This is a genomic window from Rhodoblastus acidophilus (assembly GCF_900187365.1).
In the GTDB taxonomy this organism is placed as follows: domain Bacteria; phylum Pseudomonadota; class Alphaproteobacteria; order Rhizobiales; family Beijerinckiaceae; genus Rhodoblastus; species Rhodoblastus acidophilus.
The window spans coordinates 42,132-64,909 of sequence record NZ_FYDG01000013.1 but is presented as its reverse complement, the minus strand read 5'-3'; the positions used below and the strand labels follow the sequence as shown (position 1 = coordinate 64,909).

Genomic DNA, 22,778 nt, shown 5'->3' with positions numbered 1-22,778 from the left:
GAATTAAGACCTAAAACAGTTTGGACGAACCGGACTCCGCCGGACACGTCCGGGCGGCGACGGCCTCGCGCTCCAGTTCAATCAGCCGCAGCTTGCGCTCGCGCCCCCAGCGGTAGCCGGACAGCGAGCCGTTGAGCCGCAGCACGCGATGGCAGGGGATGACAATGGCCAGCCGGTTGGCGGCGCAGGCGCCGGCCACCGCGCGCAGCGACTTCGGCGCGCCGATCCGCTGCGCCACTTCGGCGTAACTGACGGTCGTTCCCGGCGCGATCTCGCGTAACGCCATCCATACCCGCCGCTGAAAGTCCGTGCCGCGAATGTCGAGCGGCAGCGGAAAGTCGCGCCAGGGCTGTTCGGCCAGCGCGCGCGCCGCCGCGAGCGCGGGGTCGAGCAGATCGGGGGCGGCGGCGCGCGCATCGGGATAAAGCGCGCGCAAGTCGCGCATCAGCTTCTTCTCCTGCTCGCCGAACAGCAGGGCGCACACGCCCTGCGGCGAAAGGGCCACAAGCGTCGGCCCCAGAGTCGTGTCGCCGATTCCGTAGACGACCTCGTCCCCGTCCCCTGCGGGAGTTTTCGCTTTTTGTGTGCCGCCAGCCATATGCGCTCAACCGAAACTCGCAGCCGTCGCCGGCGCTCCAAAGCACGAGCCCCGGATTTGCGCCACGCCGAACGGAAACAAACACGCATGGGACCGCTGCGCGTCGGAGCGGCCCCCCGCGCGCCGGGACGGCCCCACACGCCCCAAGCGTTCACCATAGCGGGCCGATCCGGCAAAGCAAAGGTGGAATTGAACGCAGTCCGATTCGGGGCTTACGCATCGCAAGGTTGTATTTTGCTCACTTGCAAAAATAAATTGTAATCGCGCCGCCGCCCCGGGCGATAGTCGCCGCAAACGACCAAGGATTCGACCAGGGATTTGAAACGGCGCGGCTCTGATCATGGTGAGGACGGGTTTACGCGCACATTCCCGGCGGCGGCGCCTCGTTTTGGGATGCGACGACGGGCGACGCCGGAGGGCGCCGCATGCGGCCTAGCGCATCGGCGTTGAGCGCGGCTGTCCGCCTGACGCGGATGCTGGCGGGGACGTGGACTGTCCTGGCGGGACCCGGCGACGCGCTGGCGGGAGCGTGGACGCCGCCGGCTGGACAGGGCGAAATCATTGTCACGACGCTGTTCGATCAGGCCAACGACGGCTTCGATCAGGCGGGCCGATTTACGCGCACGCCGAAATACCGCTCCTACCAAGCTTCGCTCTATCTTGATTACGGCCTCACCGACTGGCTCGCCGCCACGCTCAAGCCCTCGCTGCAAAACACGACGCTGGGCGCGCCGGACAACCAGAAGTTCAGCGGCTTCGGCGACAGCGAGATCGGCGTGCGCGGCCGCGTCTGGAAAAGCGACGCGGCGGTGATCTCGTTGCAGGCGCTGGCGCGGCTCCCCGGTTCGGCAGGGCCGGCCGCCCCCTCGCTGAACGGCTCCAAAAACGCCGATTTCGACCTGCGTCTGCTCGGCGGCAAGAATATCGCCGTCGCCGCGCTGCCCGGCTTTATCGACGTCTCCGTGGGGTTTCGCGCGCGCGGCGGCAAAGCGCCGAACGAAGGGCGCGCCGACGTCAGTCTCGGCGTCTATCTCACGCCCGGCCTGATGCTGCTGGCGCAAAATTTCAACGTGGTTTCCGAATCCTCCCGCCACCCCGCCAACCCGCGTTGGGCGCAGTCCAAGGGACAGCTGAGCCTGGTTTATTCGCTCTCCGCGGAATGGCGCGTGCAAGTCGGCGGTTTCACCACACTTGCGGGCGCCAACGCTTATCGCGAATATGGGGCGCTGCTCGGCCTGTGGCGACGGTTTTGAAAGGGGCGCGGTGACGGACGCAATCTCCGAATTGTTCGAGCGGGCGCAACAGGCGCGAGCGCGCGCCTATGCGCCCTATTCGCATTTTCCCGTCGGCGCCGCCCTGCGCGCGGCGAGCGGCGCGTTCTATTGCGGCGCCAATGTCGAAAACGCCGCCTATCCCCTGGGCGTCTGCGCGGAGACTTCGGCGATTTCGGCCATGATCGCGGGCGGCGACCGCGAGATCGCCGAAATCCTGGTGCTCGGCCCCCGACGCATCGCGCCCTGCGGCGCCTGCCGGCAGCGCATCGCCGAATTCGCGCACGGCTCGGTTCTGGTTTATCTTGCCGACGAGTCCGGGGATTGCAGGCGTCACGCGCTGGCCGAGTTGCTGCCCCACGCGTTCGGGCCGGAGTCTTTGGGAAACGCGCCGGAGCAAGCCGATGACGGAAAACGCTGATCTGGCCCTGGCCGCCCTGCGGGCGCGCGGCGTCGCCGAGCCGGTGGATTTCGCCGTGCTGCTCGGCTTCGGCCTGAGCGGATGGTCCGAATCGCTGGCCGACGCGGTCACGGTCGATTATTCCGATTTGCCCGGCTTCGCGCCGGTCGACGAGCCGGGCCTGATCGGGCGGCTGAGCGTCGGGCGGCTGGAGGGCGCGAATATCTGCCTGTTGCAGGGACAGGCGCATTTTTATGGCGCGGGCGATCCGACCTGCATGATGACCCCGCTGCAGACCGCACGGCTGCTGGGCGCCAAATATCTGCTGATCCTCGCCGGCGCCGGCTCCGTCAAGCCCGACCTCTATCCGGGCAATCTGATGCTGGTCGCCGACCATATCGCTCTGTTCGGCCTCAATCCGCTGATCGGCCTCCCCAGCGACGAGTCGATCTTCCCGTTGCATGACGCTTACGATCCGCGCCTGCAGCGCCGGCTGAAACGCGCCGCCGCCGCCGCCGGGGTTCCGCTGCAGGAGGGCGTGTTCATGTGGGTGAGCGGACCAACCTTTTCGACGCCCGCCGAAGGCCGTATGGCCCGGCAACTGGGCGCGGACGCCATAGGCTTCGGCGTCGCGCCGGAGACGATCCTCGCCCGGTGCCTCGGCCTGCGCGTCGCCGCCGTGGCGGCCGCGACCCATTTCGCCGCGGGCTTGCAGGCCTCCGAGCCCAGCCTCGCCGAAGGCCAGAGCCACACGCTGGCCGCGGTGGTGCCGCTGCGCCGGCTGCTGCGCGCCTTCGTAAAAACGGCCGACACGCTGTGAGGCGGAAACCAATTGCGGCGCATTCATCGCAATGTCGCCAAGCGTGCTATATTCGGCGGACGGCGAGTCCTTTGACTCACGCGCAGCCGCTGTGAACGGAGCCCATCGTGGAGACTTTCGAAACCGATATTCTGATCGTGGGCGCGGGCGGCGCGGGTCTGCGCGCCGCAATCGCCGCGGCCGAGGCCGACCCAGCCGCGCGCATCGCGCTGGTCTCGAAAGTTCTGCCGATGCGCAGCCATACGGTGGCGGCGGAGGGCGGTTCGGCCGGCGTGATCCAGTCGCATGATTCGCTCGACGCCCATTTCAACGACACCGTGCATGGCGGCGACTGGCTGTGCGACCAGGATGTGGTGGAGTTTTTCGTCAGCCGCTGCACGCCCGAGCTGATCCAGCTCGAACATTGGGGCTGCCCCTGGAGCCGCAAGCCCGACGGCCAGATCAACGTGCGCGCCTTCGGCGGCATGAAGATCGAGCGCACCTGGTTCGCCGCCGACCGCAGCGGCTTCCACATCCTGCACACGCTGTTCCAGACCTCGACCAAATATCCGCAGATCCGGCGTTTCGACGAGGCGTTTTGCCTCGACCTGATCGTGGACGGCGGCCGCGCGCAGGGCGCGACGGTGATGTCGCCGGCGACCGGCGCGTTCTCGGCCATTTTCGCGCGCGCGGTGATTCTGGCGACCGGCGGCGCGGGAAGGGTGTTCCGGCAGAACACCAATGGCGGCATCGTCACCGGCGACGGCATGGCGATGGCGTATCGTCACGGCGTGCCGCTGCGCGACATGGAATTCGTGCAATATCATCCGACGTGCATGCCGGGGTCCGGCGTGCTGTTCAGCGAGGCCTGCCGCGGCGAAGGCGGCTATCTCGTCAACAAGGACGGCTATCGCTATTTGCAGGACTACGGCCTGGGACCGGCGACGACGGAACCGCGCAACAAGGCGATGGAGCTGGGGCCGCGCGACCGGCTCAGCCAGGCGTTCTGGCAGGAGGACCGCAAGGGCCGCACGGTGACGACGCCGCAGGGCGAATCGGCGGTTTATCTCGACCTGCGCCATCTCGGCCTCGCCAAGCTGAAGGAGCGGTTGCCGCTCATTCGCGGCCTCGCCATGGAATTCATGGGCCTCGACCCCGCCGAGGCGCTGATCCCGGTGCGCCCCGCCGTGCATTACACCATGGGCGGCATTGTCACCGACATCCACACCGCCACGCCGCTGGCGGGCCTGTTCGCGGCGGGCGAATGTTCGAGCGTGGGCATCCACGGCGCCAACCGGCTCGGCTCGAACTCGCTGGGCGAACTCACCGTGTTCGGGCGCGTCGCCGGCGAGCAGGCGGTGAAATTCGCCAAGGACGCGCCGGCGGTCGATGCGGGCCGCCTGGTCGATCAGGCCAAGGCGAGCGCGGCCAAGGCGCTGGCTCTTCGCGACCAGAAGGGCGGCGGCGAGCGCCATTCCGTGCTGCGCAAGGAAATGGCGGCCACAATGGAAAAGGGCTGCGGCATTTATCGGCTGGGAACGGAAATGCAGGAGACGTGCGATAAACTGGCGGAATTGAAGCAGCGTCTGGGCCAGGTCACGCTCGACGACCGCTCCGACATCTGGAACACCGACTGGATCGCGGCGCTGGAGCTGGACTATCAGCTCGACGTGGCGGAGGCCATGGCGCAGAGCGCGCTGGCCCGCAAGGAATCGCGCGGCGCGCACCAGCGGCTCGACGGCTTCGAGAAGCGCGATGACGAAAATTTCCTCGCCCACAGCCTGGCGCATTACCGCGCCGGCGCCGCGCCGGACATCACTTATGGTCCGGTGACGATCACCAAATCCAAGCCGGGCGCGCGCGCCTACGGCGCCCTCGGCGAACAGCTCGAACAAGCGAAAAAGGACGGGACCCATGCCTGACCCCGCCAAAAAGACCATCGAGCTGCGCATCCTGCGCTACCAGCCGGGGGTTGACGCGGCGCCGTCCTTCGGGACGTTCGAAGTGGCCGGCGCCGAAAACATGTCGGTGCTGGAGGCGCTGCAAACCATCAAGGACACGCTCGACGGCAGTTTGTCGTTCCGCTGGTCCTGCCGCATGGCCGTGTGCGGCTCCTGCGGCATGATGATCAATGGCGAACCCAAGCTCGCCTGCAGCACTTTCCTGCGCGACCTGCCGCCCGGCCCCGTCACCGTGGAGCCGCTCAACAATTTCCCGATCGAGCGCGACCTGGTGATCAGCGTCGGCGGCTTCGTGAAAAAGATCGAGAGCATCTACCCCTATATCATGCCGAAGGAGCCGAAGACGGTCGAGCAGGGACCGTATCGTCAGACCCCGGCGCAGCTCGCGGCCTATGAATCGTTCAGCGACTGCATCAATTGCATGTTGTGCTACGCCGCCTGCCCGCAATTCGGCGAGAACCCCGATTTCATCGGCCCCGGCGCCATGGCGCTGCTGCAGCGCTACAACGGCGACTCCCGCGACGCCGGCCGGCAGAAGCGTCTCGACACGATCCACGGCGAAAACGGCGTGTGGTCCTGCACCGCGGTCGGCATCTGCTCGGAGGTCTGCCCGAAAAGCGTGGACCCCGCCAACGCCGTCAATCAGAACAAGACCAACAGCGCCTTCGACTTCTTCCTGCGCTTCCTGAGAAAGGAATGAGCCTCATGAACGAGAGCCGCCCCTACCGGCGTCCGGCGCCCAAGGACTGGTGGGCCAAGGCGCCCTATCGCGCCTATACGGTGCGCGAAATGAGCGGGCTCGCCGTCGCCGGCTACGGCGCGGTCCTTTTCGCGGGGCTCTACAGCCTTTCGCAAGGGCCTGAAAGCTGGGCCGCCTATGTGCGCTTCCTGCAAAGCCCGGTCTCGCTGCTGCTGCACGCGGCCCTGCTGGCGGCGGTGCTGTATCATGTGAAGACATGGTTCCAGATCCTGCCGAAAACCATGCCCAAGCTGATTTTGGGCCGGGCGCCGGTTGCGCAGCGGACGATCACGCGCGTCGCCACGATTTTCGCCGGGGCCTGCTCGCTGGCCCTGGTGCTGATCACGCTGGGAGTTGCGCGATGACGGGGCCGGCGCGGGACAATCGCAGTATTTCGCCCATTTTCTGGCTGCTGTTCGGCGCGGGCGGGATGCTCTCCGCCTTGTTCGGGCCGGGGCTGATCCTGATCACCGGCTTTTTCGCGCCTCTGGGCGTGGGGCTGCCGGAAAATTTCCTGAGCTACGACCATGCGCTCGCCTTTGCGCAGAACCCTGTCGGCAAGCTGGCGGTTCTGGTCGTGGTGGCGCTGTTTTTCTGGCATGGCGCCGAGCGGCTGTTCCTCACCCTCAAGGATATGAAGGCGGGACCGTCGCTGCTGCTGAAACTGTGTACCTATGGCGTCGCGGCCGTGGTGACGGCGGCGGTGATCGCGCTGCTGCTGGCGATCGGATTCTGAACGGCGCCGGGAGGCCGCTTCTTCTCCTCTTGCGGGAAAGGAAGCGGGCGCCCGACGCTCCGTCTCAGTTGGGCCGGCGGCCTATTCCGCGATCCACGGGATCAACGCCGTTTCCGTCAGCGCCCGCGCGCCGGCGCGCAGGAACACGCGGATTTCCACCGACGTCCCCGGATCGGTCTGCACGTCGACCATCGCCCTGAACCCCTCGATATGCGGATTGGGCGCGATGAACGTGCGCAGAATCTTGCCGCGCGACGCGTTGGCGGACACTTCGACCTGCGCGGGATCGGTCAGGTAATAGCCGAGATCCCCACCGTCGAAATCCAGGATGAAACGGCGCGAACCGACGCCCACCTGCTCCGGCGAGCCCAAGGCCTTGGGCACGGTCTTCCAGACATTGCGCAGCCGGCCGTTGGGTGAAAGATCGGGCGACTCCAGCAGCGAGCGGATGCGGTAGGAATAATAGAACGGCTTTCCGGCTTCGGGCCGGTTCTGCAAGGTCCAGTAAGCGACGATATTGTCGGCCGTTTCGTCCTTGGTGGCCAGCTCCAGCAGTTCGATCCGGCCGTCGCCCCAGTCGCCGTGCGGCTCGACCCAATAGGTCGGGCGCACCTCATAGGCCAGCTCGATGTCCTGGTAATGGTCGAAATTGCGGTCGCGCTGCACCAGCCCGAACCCCTTGATCGACTTGTCCTCGAAGGTGGACATGCCGCCGACGCGCGGCGCGCGCAGCGGACGCCAGATCCATTCGCCGGCGCCGGTGTGCATCAGCAGGCCGTCGGAATCGTGCAGCTCCTGCCGGTATTCCTCCAGCGGGCGCGGGCTGTCCTCGCCGGTGAAGAACATCGAGGTCAGCGGCGCCAGCCCGAACTTGACGTCGGGACGGCGCGGGATGATCGCCGCCGTGACTTCCATCACGCTGTCGGCGCCGGGATAGAGATCGAAGCGATAGGCGCCGGTGACGGAGGCGCTGTCGAGCAGCGCGTAAATGGTCGCACGCTCGACCGACGAATCGGACACGTCGATCCAGAATTCGCGGAACAGCGGGAATTCCTCGTCGTCGCCGCCAGTATTGACCGAAAGGCCGCGCGCTGAAAGGCCGTAGGACTGTCCCCGGCCGAGGAAGCGGAAATAGGTCGCGCCGAGGAAGGACACCACCTCGTCGTTGCCGCGCGCCGAATTGAGCGGGTAATGCAGGCGGAAGCCGGCGAAGCCGAGATTGACCGGAAGATTGTGATCGAACTTGTTGCGGCCGTAGTCGAACAGGTTGGCCGAATAGGGAATCGGCGTGGCGATGCCGTCGCGAATCGTGTTGACCACCACCGGGCGGGTATAGATGAAGCCGGGGTGGAACAATTGCAGCCGGAACGGCCCGGTGGCGAGCGGGGATTTCTCCGCCCGGAAACGGATGTCGCGGTAGGAGTCGAAATCGAGCTTGCCCAGGGCCTCCGGCAGTTTCGGCGGCATGGCGTCATAGGGCGCGGCGGCCAGTTCCTTGGCGCGCTTCAGCACGTCCTCGAAATTGAAGCGCGCCGGCGGCTGCGGCTGGCTCTTGTCGGGCGGCCCGGATTGGGCGAAAGCCTGTCGCGCCTGAGCCGGCCCCGCCAGAACCGGGGGCGCCAGCGCCGCGGCGCCGGAAGCGACGAGGGCGTTGAGAACGAAACGACGGTCAAGCAAGGTCATTTGGCGACTCGGGACACAGCCAGGAAATAGACCTTGCTGGTAGCGGCCTTTTCAGGCTTCGGCAAGGTTCTCGCCCAACGGCGCGCCCGCTGGGACGGGATATTTTGCGCCCCCGACCTTGCGAAAGGCGCGAAGCCGCCCACAAAAAAGCGGAACGCCGCGTTTTTCCCCTTGCATCTCCGCCGTTTTGTGCCATCTATCCGCTTGCCCAAATCGCACGTGCCTGTGGTCGCGCGTCGGTTGGCGTCAAACCGGACAAGAGGCCGGCGGCGCGCCAAAAACAAACCGACGGCCGGAAGCGAACCGGCGAACTCCGTTCTCCACGGAAGATCGCGACTTGAAGCAACGACGGACCGGGCTTTTTCGTCTCTGTCGGCCTCCAAAGCCGGCGTACCGAAGAGGCTTGTCTTTCTTGCCGGGCGTGCGGATCGGGCCCCTCCCTTTCCAATCACGGCGCAGCGCCGGGTTTTCCGCAAGGATAGCCCTGGATGGCTCCTACCGAGCGTTTCGTGCGCGTCTCCATCGCGCGGACGGAACAGGTCAGAGCCATCCGCTCCGAAGTTGATCTGTGGCGCTGACGATGCGCCCTTCGAAGGGATGCCGCGATGCATGATCTGTTCGAACTTCACAGGTCGCGACGAAGTCCGCGCGCGCGATGTCTCGCGCCATTCAGGGCTTAAGCCCCGTTCGCAAGTGATCTGAATTTTCAGTTCGCGTGACGCCTCCTCCCGCCGGCAGGTTCCTGACCTTCGCCGTTGGCGCGCCCTCTCTTGACCTGTGGAGGTCACCATGCATCCGTCCGTCCTGCCGCAAGCCGCCGCCGAAATCCTCATTCGGGACGAAGTCCCCCGCGACGCCTTCGCGCGCGAAATCCTGCTCGACAAGGCGTTTGGGCTCAACCGGCGCCGCAAGTCCAGCGAGCGGGTGCGCGAGGGCCGGCTGCCGGCCGAAGGCCTGGCTTTCACCGCCTTGCGCGACAATGTGCTGGTCGGCACGCTGCGGCTGTGGGACATCGACATCGGCAATGGCGCCCGCGCGCTGCTGCTTGGCCCGATCGCCATTTCGCCGGCGCTGCGCTCCAACGGCCTGGGCGGCCGCATGATCCGCATGGCGTTGGAAAAAGCCGCCGCGCTTGGCCATGACGCAGTGATTCTGGTCGGCGACGAGCCGTATTATCGGCGTTTCGGCTTCAGCGGCGCCAAGATGGGCGGGCTCGACATGCCCGGCCCGGTCGATCGCGCGCGCTTCCTCGGCGTCGAACTGCGCGCCGGCGCGCTGGACGGCGCTTGCGGCGTGCTGCGGCCTGCCGGCCGCCCCGCCCCCGCGGCCGCGCCGCGCCGCAAGGCGGCCTGATCACGATCAACTGTCACAATTTTGTGCAATCCGCTTGAGCAGGGCGGCATGCGGTCGCTTGACCGCGCGCCTCGCCTTCGCCATTACCCCCCAAACTTCCGGTAAAAGGACGAATGATGACCAAATCGCCCATCCACGGTCGCATCAGCGGCCCGATCGTGATGATCGGCTTCGGCTCCATCGGCAAGGGCGCCCTGCCGCTGATCGAGCGCCATTTCGAATTCGACAGGTCGCGGCTTGTCGTGATCGATCCGAGCGACGCCGACCGCAAGCTGGTGGATGAGCGCGGCTATGAATTCATCAAGAAACCCGTCACCGTCGACAATTACCGCGACCTGCTGGTCCCGCTGCTGACCAAGGGCGGCGGCCAGGGTTTTTGCGTCAACCTGTCGGTGGACACGTCCTCGCTCGCCATCATGGAGCTGTGCCGCGAGATCGGCGCGCTTTACATCGACACGGTGGTCGAGCCCTGGGCCGGCTTCTATTTCGACAAGGACAAGGGCGCGGCGGAGCGCTCCAATTACGCCCTGCGCGAAACCGTGCTGAAATCCAAGCGCGAAAACCCCGGCGGCCCCACCGCGATCTCCACCTGCGGCGCCAATCCCGGCATGGTCTCCTGGTTCGTCAAACAGGCGCTGGTCAATCTCGCAAAGGACCTCGGCGATTCCGCGCCCGAGCCGAAGACCCGCGAGGACTGGGCCGCGCTGGCGCAGCGTCTTGGCGTCAAGGGCGTGCATATCGCCGAACGCGACACCCAGCGCGCCAAAAACCCCAAGCCGCGCGGCGTGTTCGTCAACACCTGGTCGGTCGAGGGCTTCGTCTCCGAGGGCCTGCAGCCGGCCGAACTCGGCTGGGGCACGCATGAGAAATGGATGCCGGAGAACGGCCGCAAGCACGAGACCGGCTGCGGCGCCGCCATCTATCTGATGCAGCCCGGCGCCAACACCCGCGTGCGCTCGTGGACGCCGACGCCCGGCCCGCAATATGGCTTCCTGGTGACCCATAACGAGTCGATTTCGATCGCCGATTATTACACGGTGCGCGGCCCCAAGGGCGAGGCGGTCTATCGCCCGACCTGCCATTACGCCTATCACCCCGCCGACGACGCCGTGCTGTCGCTGCACGAAATGTTCGGCGCCGGCGGCGTGCGCCAGGAGAAGATCCACATTCTCGACGAGCACGAGATCGTGGACGGCGTCGACGAACTCGGCGTGCTGCTGTTCGGCCACGCCAAGGGCGCCTATTGGTTTGGTTCGCAACTTTCGGTCGAGGAGACCCGAAAGCTGTGCCCGTACCAGAACGCCACGGGCATGCAGGTGTCCTCCGCGGTGCTCGCCGGCATGGTCTATGCGCTGGAGAACCCCAACGCCGGCATTCTCGAAGCCGACGAACTCGACTACAAGCGCTGCCTGGAAATCCAGACGCCCTATCTCGGCCCGGTCGTCGGCGTTTACACCGACTGGACCCCGCTGCAGGGACGTCCCGGCTTCTTCCCGGAAGACATTGACGAAAGCGACCCCTGGCAGTTCCGCAACATTCTGGTGCGCTAATTTGGTGCGCGCGCCGGCGCTTTCGGGCGATCCGACGCGCGCACGTCAAGAAAGCTTCAAAATCGACGGGCTAGAAGCGATGAACATTCTGCCGAGGAAGCTCATGTCCGTCGATCGTCTCAAGCCTGCTCTCGAAACCGGCGTGCCCGGCTGCGTCTGGATCATCCGCTTCGACGCCGCCGGCCGCGCCGAGGCGGGAACGGCCGACGACCTGCACACGCTCGGGGCGGCGCGCGAAGGCTATGTCTGGGCGCATCTCGACCATGTCGACCGCCGCATCGCCGACCTGCTGCAACGTCTGCCCGCCCTGACCGAGGAAGCCCGCGAGGCGCTCAACGGCGAGGTCGATCACCAGTTCGTCGAACGCGCCGATGGCGTCATCTCCGGCGCGATCACCGACCACCAGATCGGCATCGACGGCGCGCGGATGGATTCCGATTTCCTGCGCTTCGCCTGCGGCCGCGGCTTCATCGTCACCGCCCGGCGCGCCGCGCTTTATTCGGCGCAGACGACGCGGCGGGCGCTGGCGGAGGGCGCCAAGGCGGAAACGCCCGCGCTGCTGCTGGAAATGCTCGGATCGAACATCTGCGATTGCACGATGAAAATGTGCCGCGCCATTTCCACCACGCTGGACCAGATCGAGGAAAACATCGTCATCGACGGGCGCGGACGCGACCAGCGCGTCGGGCTGAGCAAGGCGCGGCGGCAGGCGGTCCGGCTGGCCCGGCAAGTCAATGGCCTGTCCTCGACCTTCGAACGGTTGGAGGAGGAGGCCGACGAGCAGCATGACGAGGATTTCTCGGCGGTGGCCTCGGCGCTGGGCCAGCGCGCCGCCTCTCTGACCCGCGACGTCGGCAACTTGCAGGATCGCGCCCGCGTGCTGCAGGAAGAGATCAACGCCATCCTGACGCTCGAAACCAACGACCGGCTCTACGTGTTGACCCTGGTCACGGCGGTGCTGCTGCCCGCCACGTTCGTCACCGGCTATTTCGGCATGAACACCAAGGGCCTGCCGTTCGCCGAGGGCGAGAACGCCACGCTCTATGCGACCATGCTGTGCATCGCGGCGGCGGTCGGCACGCTGGTCATGCTGATGCGCTGGGGCCTCGCCGCGCCTTCCGGCAAGAAGGAAACCACGCGCAAGCCGCCAAAACGGCCGGGGTCTCCCCGCCTCTGAGCCGGAAGTTTTATAAAACTTGCACATGACGGCCTTATCGTCGCCGGATCTCCCGCAGCGCCCGGAACGGAAAGACGATCCTTGTCCAAGAAACCGACTGAGAAACCGACTGAGAAACCCACCGATCCCAAAGCCGCGTTCCGCGAGCGCGTCCACGCCGACATGCTCGACAGTTTCGACGAGGAGCTGGAGGAGGAGCTTGACGACGACCGCCTCGCCGCCCTGCTCGACCACGCCTCGGACCATCCCGACGAAAAGAGCCTGAGCCGCTCGGTCTATTTCAAGGAGCTGTTCCGCCTGCAGCGCGAACTGGTGAAGCTGCAGGACTGGATCAGCGCGACGGGCGCCAAGGCGGTGGTGCTGTTCGAGGGCCGCGATTCCGCCGGCAAGGGCGGCGCGATCAAGCGCATCACCCAGCGGCTCAACCCGCGCGTCTGCCGCGTTGTGGCGCTGCCGGCGCCGAGCGAGCGCGAAAAGGGCCAATGGTATTTCCAGCGCTATGCGCCGCATCTGCCGGCGCGCGGCGAACTCGTCTTGTTCGACCGCTCCTGGTACAATCGGGCAGGGGTCGAGCGGGTGATGGGCTTCGCCACCCCGGACGAGGTCGAGGAATTCTATCGCTCCGTCCCCGAATTCGAGCGCATGCTGGTGCGCTCCGGCATTACCGTGATCAAATACTGGTTCTCGATCACCGACGAACAGCAGCATTTCCGCTTTCTGATGCGCATCCACGATCCGCTCAAGCAATGGAAGCTGTCGCCGATGGACCTGCAGTCGCGCGTGCGCTGGGAGGACTACACCCGCGCCAAGGAGGACATGTTCGAGCGCACCCATATCCCGGAAGCGCGCTGGTGGGTGATCGACGGCAATGACAAGAAACGCGCCCGGCTCAACTGCATCAGCCATCTGTTGAGCCAGTTCCCTTACGGCGACATCGCTCATGCCGACGTGGAGCTGCCCGACCGCAAACACACGCCCGGCTACAAGCGCGAGGACATTCCAGAGGCCATGTACGTTCCCGATCGCTACTGACGTTCGCGCGCCCGAAACTTTTGCCCCCCTTGCCGGTTAGCCCTCCACGTCCCTGAAGCGGGGCGTGGAGCGACGCCATGACCTTCCCGCTGACGCTGCTGAATCTCGCCGGCGCGGTCGCCCTGCTGCTGTGGGGCTCGCATATGGTTCAGACCGGGGTGCAGCGCGCCTTCGGGCCGCGTCTGCGCGACCTTTTGGGCGGCGCGCTGCGCAGCCGTTCCCGCGCTTTCCTCGCCGGCCTCGGCGTGACCACCCTGCTGCAGAGCAGCACCGCCACGGGATTGATGACATCAGGCCTGTGCGCGGCGGGCGCCGTCGAACTGGAGCGGGCGTTGGCGGTGATGCTCGGCGCCAATGTCGGCGCCACCGTGGTCGCCCAGGCGTTTTCATTCCATAGCGCGGCGCTGTCGCCGACGTTGATCCTGATCGGCGTGATCCTGTTCCGGCGCCCGGATGGCGGCAAGAACCGCGATCTCGGCCGCGCCCTGATCGGCCTCGGCCTGATGTTCCTGGCGCTCGGGCAATTGCTCGACATCATGACGCATTACGAGGATTCTCCCAATCTGCGCATCCTGTTCGGCGCGGTCGCCACCGAACCGGTCGTCGATGTCCTGCTCGGCGCGGCCTTGACCTGGGCCGCGCATTCCAGCGTCGCCGTCGTGTTGTTCACCCTGTCGCTCGCCGCGCGCAACGTCGTGCCGCCGGACGCGGCGCTGGCGCTGGTGATCGGCGCCAATATCGGATCGGCGCTCAATCCCTTGCTCGAAACGCCCGGCGACGATCCCGCCGCGCGCCGCCTGCCGCTCGGCAATCTGTTCACGCGCCTGATCGGCGGCGGCGTGGCGCTGGCGATGCTCTGGCCGCTCGGCCGCTGGATGGTGACGCTCCAGCCCGACGTCGGCCGCGTCGCCATCGACTTTCATACATTGTTCAATCTTGCGGTCGCCGCCGTTTTCTTCCCCCTGCTGTCGCCCTATGCCGCGCTGCTGCGCCGCCTGCTGCCGAACCGGCCGGACCCCGCCGACCCCGCCCGTCCCGTCTATCTCGACGCCGCCGCGCGCGAGGCGCCGGCGCTGGGCCTGAGCGCGGCGGCGCGCGAATCGCTGCGGCTCGCCGATCTGCTGACCGAAATGATCGCGCAGGGACAAGCCGGCCTGCGCGCCAGCGACCGGCGCGCCGTCGTGGAGACGCGGCGCAGCGCCTCGACTTTGGCCCGGCTCGCCGCCGCCATCCGCGGCTTCCTCGCCGAACTCGACAGCGAGGACGTCACGCCGGCCGACGACCAGAGAATCGGCGCCATCCTGACCTTTGTCGCGCAGGTCGAACAGGCCGGCGGCGTTTTGGCGCGCAATGTGCTGGCTCCGGCCGCCAAATACCTGAAGAAGACGGTTGCGCTTCCCGAACCGCCACGCGACGAAATCCTGGCCATGCTCGACCGCACCAGCGCCAACCTGCGCACGGCCTGCGCCCTGCTTATGACCGAGGACGCCCGCGCCGCCCATCTGCTGCTCGACGAGAAAACCCTGTTCCGAGAGCGCGAGGAGCAGGCGGCGCAGGCCCATTTCGAGGCGCTCGCCTGCCGCGGCGAGGCCCAGGCCAGCGCGCTGCGGCTCGACCTTGTGCGCGGCCTCAAGCTGGTCAATAGCCATATCGTCGCCGCCGCCTATCCGATCCTTGACCGGCGCGGCGAATTGCTGCCGACCCGACGCGTCAGCCCCACCGCCTGACGCTGGTAAAGATCACTTTTTGTGCAATACCGGACCTCCGCATAAGGAATGGACGAAATCGTCGCATGGTGCGTAAAATTTAGGCTATCACAGCCTTTCACAAGGCATTTAAGCTAGGTCAAAGCGAAAAGGGCGAGGCGATTCAAGCGGCCGTCTCCCCCCGAGCGGATCGTTTGCTTGTTAGGGGCGATTTCAGCCGATGTCCCAGTTTTTTGACGAAATGACCAATGGCGCGGCGGAACCCCGCGCCCTCTACCGCCGGATCGCCGAATGGCTGCGCTCCGCGCCGCCCGAATTGCTGGACGCCCGCCGCGAACAGGCCGAAATCCTGTTCCGCAAGATCGGCATCACCTTCGCCGTCTATGGCGACAAGGAGGCGGCGGAACGCCTGATCCCGTTCGACATCATTCCCCGCCTGCTCGGCCGCGACGAATGGACGCGGCTGGAAGCCGGCCTCGTCCAGCGCGTCAAGGCGCTGAACATGTTCCTGACCGACATTTACGGCCGCCAGGAGATCATCAAGGCCGGCTTGATCCCGCAGGACCTGATCTTCCGCAACGAATGCTACCGGCCGGAAATGCAGGGCCGCCGCGCGCCGCACGACATCTGGACCCATATCGCCGGCATCGACATCGTCCGCATCGACGACGAGGATTTTTACGTTCTCGAAGACAATTGCCGCACCCCCTCCGGCGTGTCCTACATGCTGGAGGACCGCGAGATGATGATGCGGCTGCTGCCGGGCCTGTTCGCCCAGCACGCCGTGCTGCCGGTGGACAATTATCCCGACAACCTGCTGGCCTCGCTGCGCTCCGCCGCCCCGCCGCATTGCCCGGGCGATCCCTGCATCGTCATTCTCACGCCCGGCCAGTTCAACTCGGCCTATTACGAACATTCCTTCCTGGCCGACAAGCTGGGCGTCGAGCTGGTGGAGGGCCGCGACCTCACCGTGCGCGACGATATCGTCTATATGCGCACCACCGAGGGCGAAAAGCGGGTCGACGTGATCTACCGGCGCGTCGATGACGATTTCCTCGATCCGCTGGTGTTCCGCCCCGACAGCGTGCTCGGCGCCGCCGGGCTGATGGGCGCCTATCTCGCCGGCAATGTCACGCTCGCCAATGCGCCGGGCGCGGGCCTCGCCGACGACAAGGCGGTCTATACCTACATGCCCGAGATCATCCGCTTCTACCTCGGCGAAGACGCCAAGCTGAAGAATGTGCGGACATGGCGCTGCCGCGAGCCGGACGCGCTGAAATATGTGCTGGAGCATCTGTCGGAACTTGTCGTCAAGGAGGTCAACGGCTCCGGCGGCTATGGCATGCTGGTCGGCCCGCATGCCAGCAAGGAGCAGATCGAGACGTTTCGGCAAAAGCTGCTGCGCGATCCCGACGGCTTCATCGCTCAGCCGACTCTGTCGCTTTCGACCTGCCCCACCTCCTTGCCCGGCGGCGTGGCCCCGCGCCATGTCGATCTCCGCCCGTTCGTTCTCTGCGGCGCCGACGGCGTGCGCATCGTGCCGGGCGGGCTGACCCGCGTGGCGCTGAAGGAGGGCTCGCTGGTGGTCAATTCCAGCCAGGGCGGCGGCACCAAGGACACCTGGGTTCTCGCCGATAACGCGAAATAGGACTTCGTCATGCTCGCCCGCACCGCCGACAACATCTATTGGGTTTCGCGCTATCTGGAGCGCGCCGATTTCCTCGCCCGCCTGATCGAGGCGTCCAGCCGCATTTCGGCCCTGCCCACGGCTTACGCCGCCAAGCAGGACGAATGGACCAGCGTGCTGATCGCCTCCGGCGCCGACGAGACGTTTCCCGACCATTTCGAGGTCGCCAACGAGGCCAATGTCACCGCCTATCTGGCGTTCGACGCGCGCAATCCCTCAAGCATCCGCAATTGCATCCAGTTCGCCCGCACCAACGCCCGCGCCGTGCGCACGGCGGTCACGGTGGAAATGTGGGAGCATATCAACAGCGCCTGGCTCAAGCTGAAGAACTTCGAGAGCCAGCACCCCGAGCCGACCGCCATCGACCGCGAGGCGCTCAACGGTTTCCTCGATTTCGTCAAGGAGACGTCTAGCCTTTACGACGGCCACGGCTATCGCACCATGCTGCGCAACGACGTCTATTTTTTCGCGCGGCTCGGCGTGTCGCTGGAGCGCGCCGACAACACCGCGCGCGTGCTCGACGTGAAATATCAGCTGCTGCTGCCGGAAAACGAGACGGTCGGCGGCTCGGTCGATTATTTCCAGTGGAGCACGATTTTGCGCTCGGTGTCGGCGCTGACGGCCTATCACTGGGTCTATCGCGAGAGCATCAAGCCCTGGAACGTGGCCGACCTGCTGATCCTGCGCCCGGAAATGCCACGCTCGCTGCTGTCCTGCTATGGCGAGGTGGTGCGCTGGCTCGACGCCATCGGCAACCAGTATGGCCGCCACGGCGCCGCGCAGCGGCAGGCGCGCGCCATCAAGCGCAAGCTGGAAGGCGCCTCGATCAAGGAGATTTTCCAGTCGGGCTTGCATGAATTCGTCGATGGGTTCATCACCGAGACCAATGGCCTCGCCAGCGCCATCGCGGAACAATATCTGCTGGGATAGAACATGCGCGCGCAACTGACGCTGCAGATCGAGGTGAGGTTTTCCGACGCCGCGCGCTCGGCCAACCAATTGTTGCGGCTGACGCCGCGCGCGTTCGACGGGCTGCATGTGCTCGACTGGTTCGTCGGCGTCGAACCCGTGGCCACCCTGCGGCGCGGCGAGGACGGCTTCGGCAATATCGTGCATTCCTGCTCGCACGCCGGCCCGCTCGACAAGATCCTCATCACGGCGGAAGGCCTGGTCGAAACCCAGGACGCCGCCGGCGTGACGCGCGGCCTGCACGAAAAGCAGCCGCTCGACGTGTTCCTGCGCCATCATGAAAGCCCCGGCGACATCGCCGCTTACGCGGCGCAGGCGCTGGACGGGGAGACCGACCGCCTGACCGGACTGCACCGGCTGATGGCGGCGCTGCATGAAAAACTCCGCTTCGCGCCGGCCGATGTGCCGCCGCGCCCCGCCGCCGAAGTGTTCGCTGCGGGCGAGGGCTCGGCGCGCGAACTGGCGCAGGTGTTCGTCGCGGCGGCGCGGGCCGAGGAGATTCCCGCCCGTTTCGTTTCCGGCCTGCGGCTCGACGGCGGCGAAGGCGCGCCGATCCACGCTTGGGCCGAGGCCTATGTCGACGGGCTCGGCTGGATCGGCTTCGACAGCGCGCTGGGTTTTTGCCCGCGCGACGCCCATCTGCGCCTCGGCCATGGCGTCGATTTCTTCAGCGCGGCGCCACGGCGCGGCGCCTTTTTCGGCTATGCGGACGAAAAGGTCGAAACGCGCCTCGCCATTTCCTCCGCGCGGCAGGCGAGCTGGCAGATCCAGCAATAAATGAAGCCGATCGACGCCCTCGACCGCAAGATCCTGGCGCTGTTGCAGCAGGACGCCGCCATCGCGCTGGCCGATCTGTCGCGCGCGGTCGGCCTGTCGTCCACGCCGTGCTGGAAGCGCGTGCAAAAGCTGGAGAAGGCGGGCGTCATCACCGGCCGGGTCGCCCTGCTCGACCCCCGCAAGGTCGGCCTCGCCCTGACGGTGTTCGTCTCGATCGAGACCGACGACCATTCGCAGCCTTGGCTGGCGAAATTCGCCGCCGCCGTATCGGCCATGCCCGAGGTGATGGACGTCTATCGCATGGCCGGCGACGTCGATTACCTGCTGCGCGTGGTGGCGCCGGACACGGCCGCCTATGACGCGTTCTACCAGCGCCTGATCGCCGCCGTGCCCTTGAAAAAAGTGACGTCGCGCTTCGCCATGGAGCGGATCAAGGCGACCACAGTCTATCCCCTGCCGGCGCCGGAAACCGCGGACCCCGCCTGATCTCCCTTGCGATTGCGCCCCCGTCCGGGCGTTGCGCCAGATCATTTGCCGGTTGCGCGTATGCTGCTAAAGGCTTATCTTTCCAACGTCAGGTTTGGGACAGCCGCAAAAAGCGGCGGCCGCGAGACGGCGACCCAGCCCGGCAGGAGGGGAGGACATCATGAACATTACCGCCTGGGGGCCGTCGCGGCCCCAGGACTTCATTTCGCATGACTTGCCCGCAGGGCACGATACATTGTGGGGATGGACCGCCAAATGGTCGCCGGAAGATCTCACCGGACTGATCGACCCTGTCGGAACCTTCGCCCGCGAGACCGTTGAATTGCAGCAACGCAGCGTCGCGGAAGGGTTTTCCGTCGTCGATGTCGAGGCGCCGCGCGCGTTGCGCGCCCTCGGCCTGACCAAAGTGCCGGCCTTCGACACGCAATTGCTGTTCATGGTTTCACGCAGCTAACGCGTTTTCAAGCGAAACAGCCGACGGAAAGCGGACGCCCGCTTTCCGCAAACACCGCGCGCCAACACAAACTCAAAATTAGACCCCTCTCCCGCCAGGCCAGCGATGACCGCCGCCCGCGCAAACCGGGAGCGCCCGATTTGCGCGGGGAGAGGGTGTCCCTGTTTCAAAGACCTTCGATGAAACGCCGCCGCCATTCCGGCGTGCGGAAAACCTCGTGCAGCAACCGCGCCATATTGCGCTGCAATTGCAAACTCTCCGGGTGAGAGCCTCGAAGCGCGGCCAGCCAGGCGACCATTTCCTCGAGCTGGCGCGCCTGCGCATGGAGCGCGTCGGCGGCCTGCCGCGCGGCGCGGGACCCGGCGTCGCCGCCTTCGAGCGCGCTGGCGAAACGCCGCAGCAGACGATCGAACCGGCGTGCGACGCTGGCGGGTTGATGCGCAAGATCGGCGTGACATTGCTCCAGGCACAGACGGACGTCCGCCCGGGTCCGCGGCTTGAAGTCCGGCGCCGCGGTGGCCGGTCTGCAATAGGCGAGCTTCATGCTCCGCTCCTCTATGGCGCCTTCCTCATGAAAGCAATGTGAACCTAGCCTACGCATTATGAACAAAAAATTAACACGCGTTTAAAGCTCAGTATAGATCGTAATATTCAGAAACTTTCCAAAACATTGTCCACATGACGCAAGGTAATTTGTTACGTTTTTATTTATTTTTCAACTTCAACAGCATCCTGTCGCAACAAGCAGAGACATGACAATGACGCACCCGCGCCGCGCACGCTCTGGCGGCGCGCGCGACGGACCGGCAAGCGCGAAGACAGTCGCACAGCCCCCACTCTGACTTTGCGAAAGCGACGCGCGGCGTCACGCCCGGCGCCGGCAAGCTTGCGGCGACGAACGCCGGACGACCCGGCCCGCGCCATGAATTGGGTCGCGCCGCAGCCGCGTGCCCCTCGGACGCGCCGCGCGACACAATGTCGCGCCGGCGCCGTCCGCCTCTAAGGGATGATTGAACCGACGGGGGGGCGCGGCGCTAAGCCGCGCGCGGCGCCATGCGGGCCGGGCGCGGCGCGTTCAGCCAGAGCAGGCCCATGGCGGCGCCGATGGGCAAAATGGTCTGCCAGAGGTCGAGGCAGGCCAGCAGAGCGGCGATGGCGAAGCAGAGCGACAGGCCATGTTCGACCAGTCCGACCAGCTTGTTCTGAGCGTGGGTCTTGATCAGGTCGCCGCGACGGTTTTCCAGCGGTTTCCAGAAATTGAGCGCCGCGGTCGAGGCCGCCGCCGCCAGCGCGAAGCCCAGAGTGATGGCGCCCACGCGCGGGTCGACCCAGGCGAGCGCGCCCAACGGCAAGGCGAGGAACAGGCCGACGGGCGCCGCCACCGCCTCCAGCTTGCGCCGCAGGATTTCGCGCGGCGACACCGGCGCGCTGGCGACGAAATCACTCGCCTGCTCGCTCGACGCCGCAAGAAACGCCAGCGCCGCCGCCAATTGCGCGGCGATGGCGACCAGCGCCGGAGAGATCGAGACCGCGAGCGCGCCCCCGCCGCCGAGCGCCTTCCAGATCACCAGGGCGATCGGCAGGGTGTAAAGCGATTGCAGCAGAACCTGCGACACAAGATACGGGTCGCGCGCGAGCAGGCGCCATTCCTTGCGGCGCAGCGCCCCGGCGCGGTCGCAGCGGAAGCCCCGGTCTTTCGCACACGCGACGGGCATGGCGTGCGCATCCCCCGCCGCGCTCAGGGCGCCGCGCGCGAAAGCGCGGCCGAGCAGGCCGATCGAAGCGATGAACACGCCGAGGCCAAGCAAAGTCCACAGCGCCAGCGCGAAAGAATCGCCGGCGGCGGCGCGGGCCGGCAGCCACAGCGGCGTAGCCGGGTCGAACAGGCCGCCCGGCGCCGGCGCGCTCATCTGGGCGTGCAACGCGGCGCGCCAATCCGCCGGCAAAAAATTGAAGATTTGCGCGAGGATCACGAACCAGGCGCCGACCAGCGTCGCCAGCACCTGCCCGACGCTGCGGGTGCGCTTGGGGCCGAGCAGCGCGACCAGCCCAAGCGTGGCGGCGAGCGCGAGGCCGGTGGTGAGCAGCACGGTGGCGGCCAGCGCCGGGCCGATGGCCAGCCAGACCGCGCCGTCCTGCAGCGCCGCGTCATCGGCGATCGGCAGCAGGAACAGGCCGACGGCGCCAAAACTTTCGATGGCCACGGCCAGGGCGCGCGAGGTCAGGATTTTGCGCGGCGACAGCGGCGAGGACAGCAGCAGGTCGAGATCGCCGCGCGAATAGAGCGCGCGGGTCGCGCCGGTGAGGCCCTGCGAAAACAGCCAGGGCAGAACGATGACCATGCCGGCCGCCATGAGGAAGACCCGTCCGTCATCCGCCGCCGCCTGTGTCAGCGACGTGGCGAACCACCAGCCGGCGCCGTGCAGGGCGAGCACGACGGCGCCAATGACGGCGAAGCCCTGCGCATCGTTTTTCGCGCGCAAAAAGGCGCACAGCCGGCGCCACGACAGGGTGAGATCGTGGCGCAGCAGACGCGGCAGCGAGAGCGAGGTCACGCCGCCGCTCCCGCGACGGAATGGCGGCCGGGGCCGGTGAGGTCGAGGAACACGTCTTCGAGGCTGGCGGTCTGCGCTGCGCTCAGCGAGCGCAGATGGGCGAGGTCGCCCTCGGCGATCAGCCGTCCCTCAGCGATAATGCCGATCCGGTCCGCCAGTTTTTCCGCGACCTCAAGGATATGGGTGGTGAGGATCACCGCCACGCCGGCGCGGGTCTGCTCGGCGAGCATGTCCTTCACCTGCCGGGCGGCGCCGGCGTCGAGGCCGGTGAGCGGCTCGTCGAGCATCAGCAGGCGCGGCGCATGGATCAACGCGCCGGCCAGCGCGGTTTTCTGGCGCATGCCGCGCGAAAACCCCTCGCAACGCTGGTTGCGCTGCTCCCAAAGGTTCAGGCGGCGGAGCAAGGCGTCCGCGCGCGGACCGGCCTCCTCGGCCTTCATGCCCCACAGGCCCGCGACGAATTCGAGATATTCCAGCGGCGTCAGCTTGTCGTAGAGCAGCGGCTCGTCCGGCAGCCAGGCGATGCGCCGCTTGGCGGCGATCGGATCGTTCCGCGCGTCGATCCCATCGACGAAAATCTCGCCCTCATCCGGCTGCAGCAGACCCGCCACCATGCGCAGGGTGGTTGTCTTGCCGGCGCCGTTGGCGCCCAGCAGCGCATAGAATTCACCGGGCCTGATGGCGAGATCGAGTCCGTCCACGGCTTTCTTGCCAAAGGATTTGTGCAGGTTGCGCAGGCGCAGGGCGGCGGGCTGTTCGGTCATATGCGCTCCTGAAAGATCGGGCCGAGGCTAGGCGACGCGGCTTTCCTTTGGGTTAAGCAACAGCACCGCATTGAGCGGGGC

At 66.5% G+C, this 22,778-nt stretch carries 22 protein-coding genes; 17 read left to right on the top strand and 5 right to left on the bottom strand.

Annotation, left to right across the window (positions count from 1 at the left end):
* Positions 1 to 10 precede the first annotated feature (10 nt).
* Positions 11 to 598: a methylated-DNA--[protein]-cysteine S-methyltransferase gene (locus CFB24_RS17965; protein ID WP_088522017.1), complete on the bottom strand. Its 588-nt coding sequence runs from the start codon at positions 596 to 598 to the stop codon at positions 11 to 13.
* A 425-nt stretch (positions 599 to 1,023) separates the two neighbouring features.
* On the opposite strand from CFB24_RS17965, the gene CFB24_RS17960 reads away from it, so the two are divergent.
* The 7 genes from CFB24_RS17960 to frdD all read left to right on the top strand — a co-directional run bounded on the left by CFB24_RS17960 (position 1,024) and on the right by frdD (position 6,504).
* Positions 1,024 to 1,851 (top strand): hypothetical protein, encoded by an 828-nt coding sequence (locus CFB24_RS17960; RefSeq protein ID WP_141098490.1) that lies wholly within the window; start codon positions 1,024 to 1,026, stop codon positions 1,849 to 1,851.
* 10 nt (positions 1,852 to 1,861) lie between these two features.
* On the top strand, positions 1,862 to 2,290 hold the full coding sequence (gene cdd, locus CFB24_RS17955; RefSeq protein ID WP_244593246.1) for a cytidine deaminase: 429 nt from the start codon (positions 1,862 to 1,864) through the stop codon (positions 2,288 to 2,290).
* The gene (locus CFB24_RS17950; RefSeq protein WP_088522014.1) at positions 2,274 to 3,089 is read left to right on the top strand and encodes a purine-nucleoside phosphorylase; all 816 of its coding nucleotides are present in this window, start codon (positions 2,274 to 2,276) and stop codon (positions 3,087 to 3,089) included. The genes cdd and CFB24_RS17950 overlap by 17 nt, the downstream gene beginning before the upstream one ends.
* A 107-nt stretch (positions 3,090 to 3,196) precedes the next feature.
* Positions 3,197 to 4,990, top strand: coding sequence for a fumarate reductase (quinol) flavoprotein subunit (gene frdA / locus CFB24_RS17945; RefSeq protein WP_088522013.1), 1,794 nt, complete (start codon positions 3,197 to 3,199; stop codon positions 4,988 to 4,990).
* Positions 4,983 to 5,729, top strand: a complete 747-nt coding sequence (locus CFB24_RS17940; RefSeq protein ID WP_088522012.1) for a succinate dehydrogenase/fumarate reductase iron-sulfur subunit — start codon at positions 4,983 to 4,985, stop codon at positions 5,727 to 5,729. Before frdA ends, CFB24_RS17940 begins: the two co-directional genes overlap by 8 nt.
* 5 nt (positions 5,730 to 5,734) lie before the next feature.
* Positions 5,735 to 6,133, top strand: coding sequence for a fumarate reductase subunit C (locus tag CFB24_RS17935; RefSeq protein WP_088522054.1), 399 nt, complete (start codon positions 5,735 to 5,737; stop codon positions 6,131 to 6,133).
* A complete protein-coding gene (gene frdD / locus CFB24_RS17930; RefSeq protein WP_088522011.1) occupies positions 6,130 to 6,504 on the top strand; it encodes a fumarate reductase subunit FrdD in 375 nt (124 codons plus the stop codon). Before CFB24_RS17935 ends, frdD begins: the two co-directional genes overlap by 4 nt.
* Before the next feature lie 81 nt (positions 6,505 to 6,585).
* On the opposite strand, the gene CFB24_RS17925 is transcribed toward frdD, so the two are convergent.
* Positions 6,586 to 8,187 (bottom strand): OpgD/OpgG family glucan biosynthesis protein, encoded by a 1,602-nt coding sequence (locus CFB24_RS17925; protein WP_088522010.1) that lies wholly within the window; start codon positions 8,185 to 8,187, stop codon positions 6,586 to 6,588.
* 789 nt (positions 8,188 to 8,976) lie between these two features.
* On the opposite strand from CFB24_RS17925, the gene CFB24_RS17920 reads away from it, so the two are divergent.
* The 10 genes from CFB24_RS17920 to CFB24_RS17875 all read left to right on the top strand — a co-directional run bounded on the left by CFB24_RS17920 (position 8,977) and on the right by CFB24_RS17875 (position 19,378).
* Positions 8,977 to 9,540 (top strand): GNAT family N-acetyltransferase, encoded by a 564-nt coding sequence (locus CFB24_RS17920; RefSeq protein ID WP_088522053.1) that lies wholly within the window; start codon positions 8,977 to 8,979, stop codon positions 9,538 to 9,540.
* Positions 9,541 to 9,653: 113 nt separating this feature from the next.
* Entirely contained in the window at positions 9,654 to 11,090 is a 1,437-nt protein-coding gene (locus CFB24_RS17915) for a homospermidine synthase (RefSeq protein ID WP_176440461.1), read from the top strand.
* A gap of 103 nt (positions 11,091 to 11,193) precedes the next feature.
* Positions 11,194 to 12,267: a CorA family divalent cation transporter gene (locus CFB24_RS17910; protein ID WP_158255255.1), complete on the top strand. Its 1,074-nt coding sequence runs from the start codon at positions 11,194 to 11,196 to the stop codon at positions 12,265 to 12,267.
* 162 nt (positions 12,268 to 12,429) lie between these two features.
* Entirely contained in the window at positions 12,430 to 13,299 is an 870-nt protein-coding gene (gene ppk2 / locus CFB24_RS17905; RefSeq protein ID WP_176440462.1) for a polyphosphate kinase 2, read from the top strand.
* A 77-nt stretch (positions 13,300 to 13,376) separates the two neighbouring features.
* Positions 13,377 to 15,026, top strand: a complete 1,650-nt coding sequence (locus CFB24_RS17900; protein WP_088522007.1) for a Na/Pi cotransporter family protein — start codon at positions 13,377 to 13,379, stop codon at positions 15,024 to 15,026.
* 199 nt (positions 15,027 to 15,225) lie between these two features.
* Complete coding sequence (locus CFB24_RS17895) at positions 15,226 to 16,653, top strand: circularly permuted type 2 ATP-grasp protein (RefSeq protein WP_088522006.1); 1,428 nt, start codon at positions 15,226 to 15,228, stop codon at positions 16,651 to 16,653.
* A 9-nt stretch (positions 16,654 to 16,662) separates the two neighbouring features.
* The gene (locus tag CFB24_RS17890; RefSeq protein WP_088522005.1) at positions 16,663 to 17,622 is read left to right on the top strand and encodes an alpha-E domain-containing protein; all 960 of its coding nucleotides are present in this window, start codon (positions 16,663 to 16,665) and stop codon (positions 17,620 to 17,622) included.
* 3 nt (positions 17,623 to 17,625) lie between these two features.
* Positions 17,626 to 18,438 carry a transglutaminase family protein gene (locus tag CFB24_RS17885; RefSeq protein ID WP_088522004.1) on the top strand — a complete coding sequence of 271 codons (813 nt, stop codon included), beginning with the start codon at positions 17,626 to 17,628 and terminating at the stop codon, positions 18,436 to 18,438.
* A 9-nt stretch (positions 18,439 to 18,447) separates the two neighbouring features.
* Positions 18,448 to 18,924, top strand: coding sequence for an Lrp/AsnC family transcriptional regulator (locus tag CFB24_RS17880; protein WP_088522051.1), 477 nt, complete (start codon positions 18,448 to 18,450; stop codon positions 18,922 to 18,924).
* Positions 18,925 to 19,084: 160 nt separating this feature from the next.
* Positions 19,085 to 19,378, top strand: a complete 294-nt coding sequence (locus CFB24_RS17875; RefSeq protein ID WP_141098488.1) for a hypothetical protein — start codon at positions 19,085 to 19,087, stop codon at positions 19,376 to 19,378.
* Positions 19,379 to 19,544: 166 nt separating this feature from the next.
* Here CFB24_RS17875 and CFB24_RS17870 read toward each other — a convergent pair whose 3' ends face one another.
* The 3 genes from CFB24_RS17870 to CFB24_RS17860 form a co-directional block, all read right to left on the bottom strand.
* On the bottom strand, positions 19,545 to 19,922 hold the full coding sequence (locus CFB24_RS17870) for a hypothetical protein (protein ID WP_088522002.1): 378 nt from the start codon (positions 19,920 to 19,922) through the stop codon (positions 19,545 to 19,547).
* A gap of 490 nt (positions 19,923 to 20,412) precedes the next feature.
* Entirely contained in the window at positions 20,413 to 21,933 is a 1,521-nt protein-coding gene (locus CFB24_RS17865) for a hypothetical protein (protein ID WP_088522001.1), read from the bottom strand.
* Entirely contained in the window at positions 21,930 to 22,697 is a 768-nt protein-coding gene (locus CFB24_RS17860; protein ID WP_088522000.1) for an ABC transporter ATP-binding protein, read from the bottom strand. The genes CFB24_RS17865 and CFB24_RS17860 overlap by 4 nt, the downstream gene beginning before the upstream one ends.
* Positions 22,698 to 22,778: the final 81 nt, after the last annotated feature.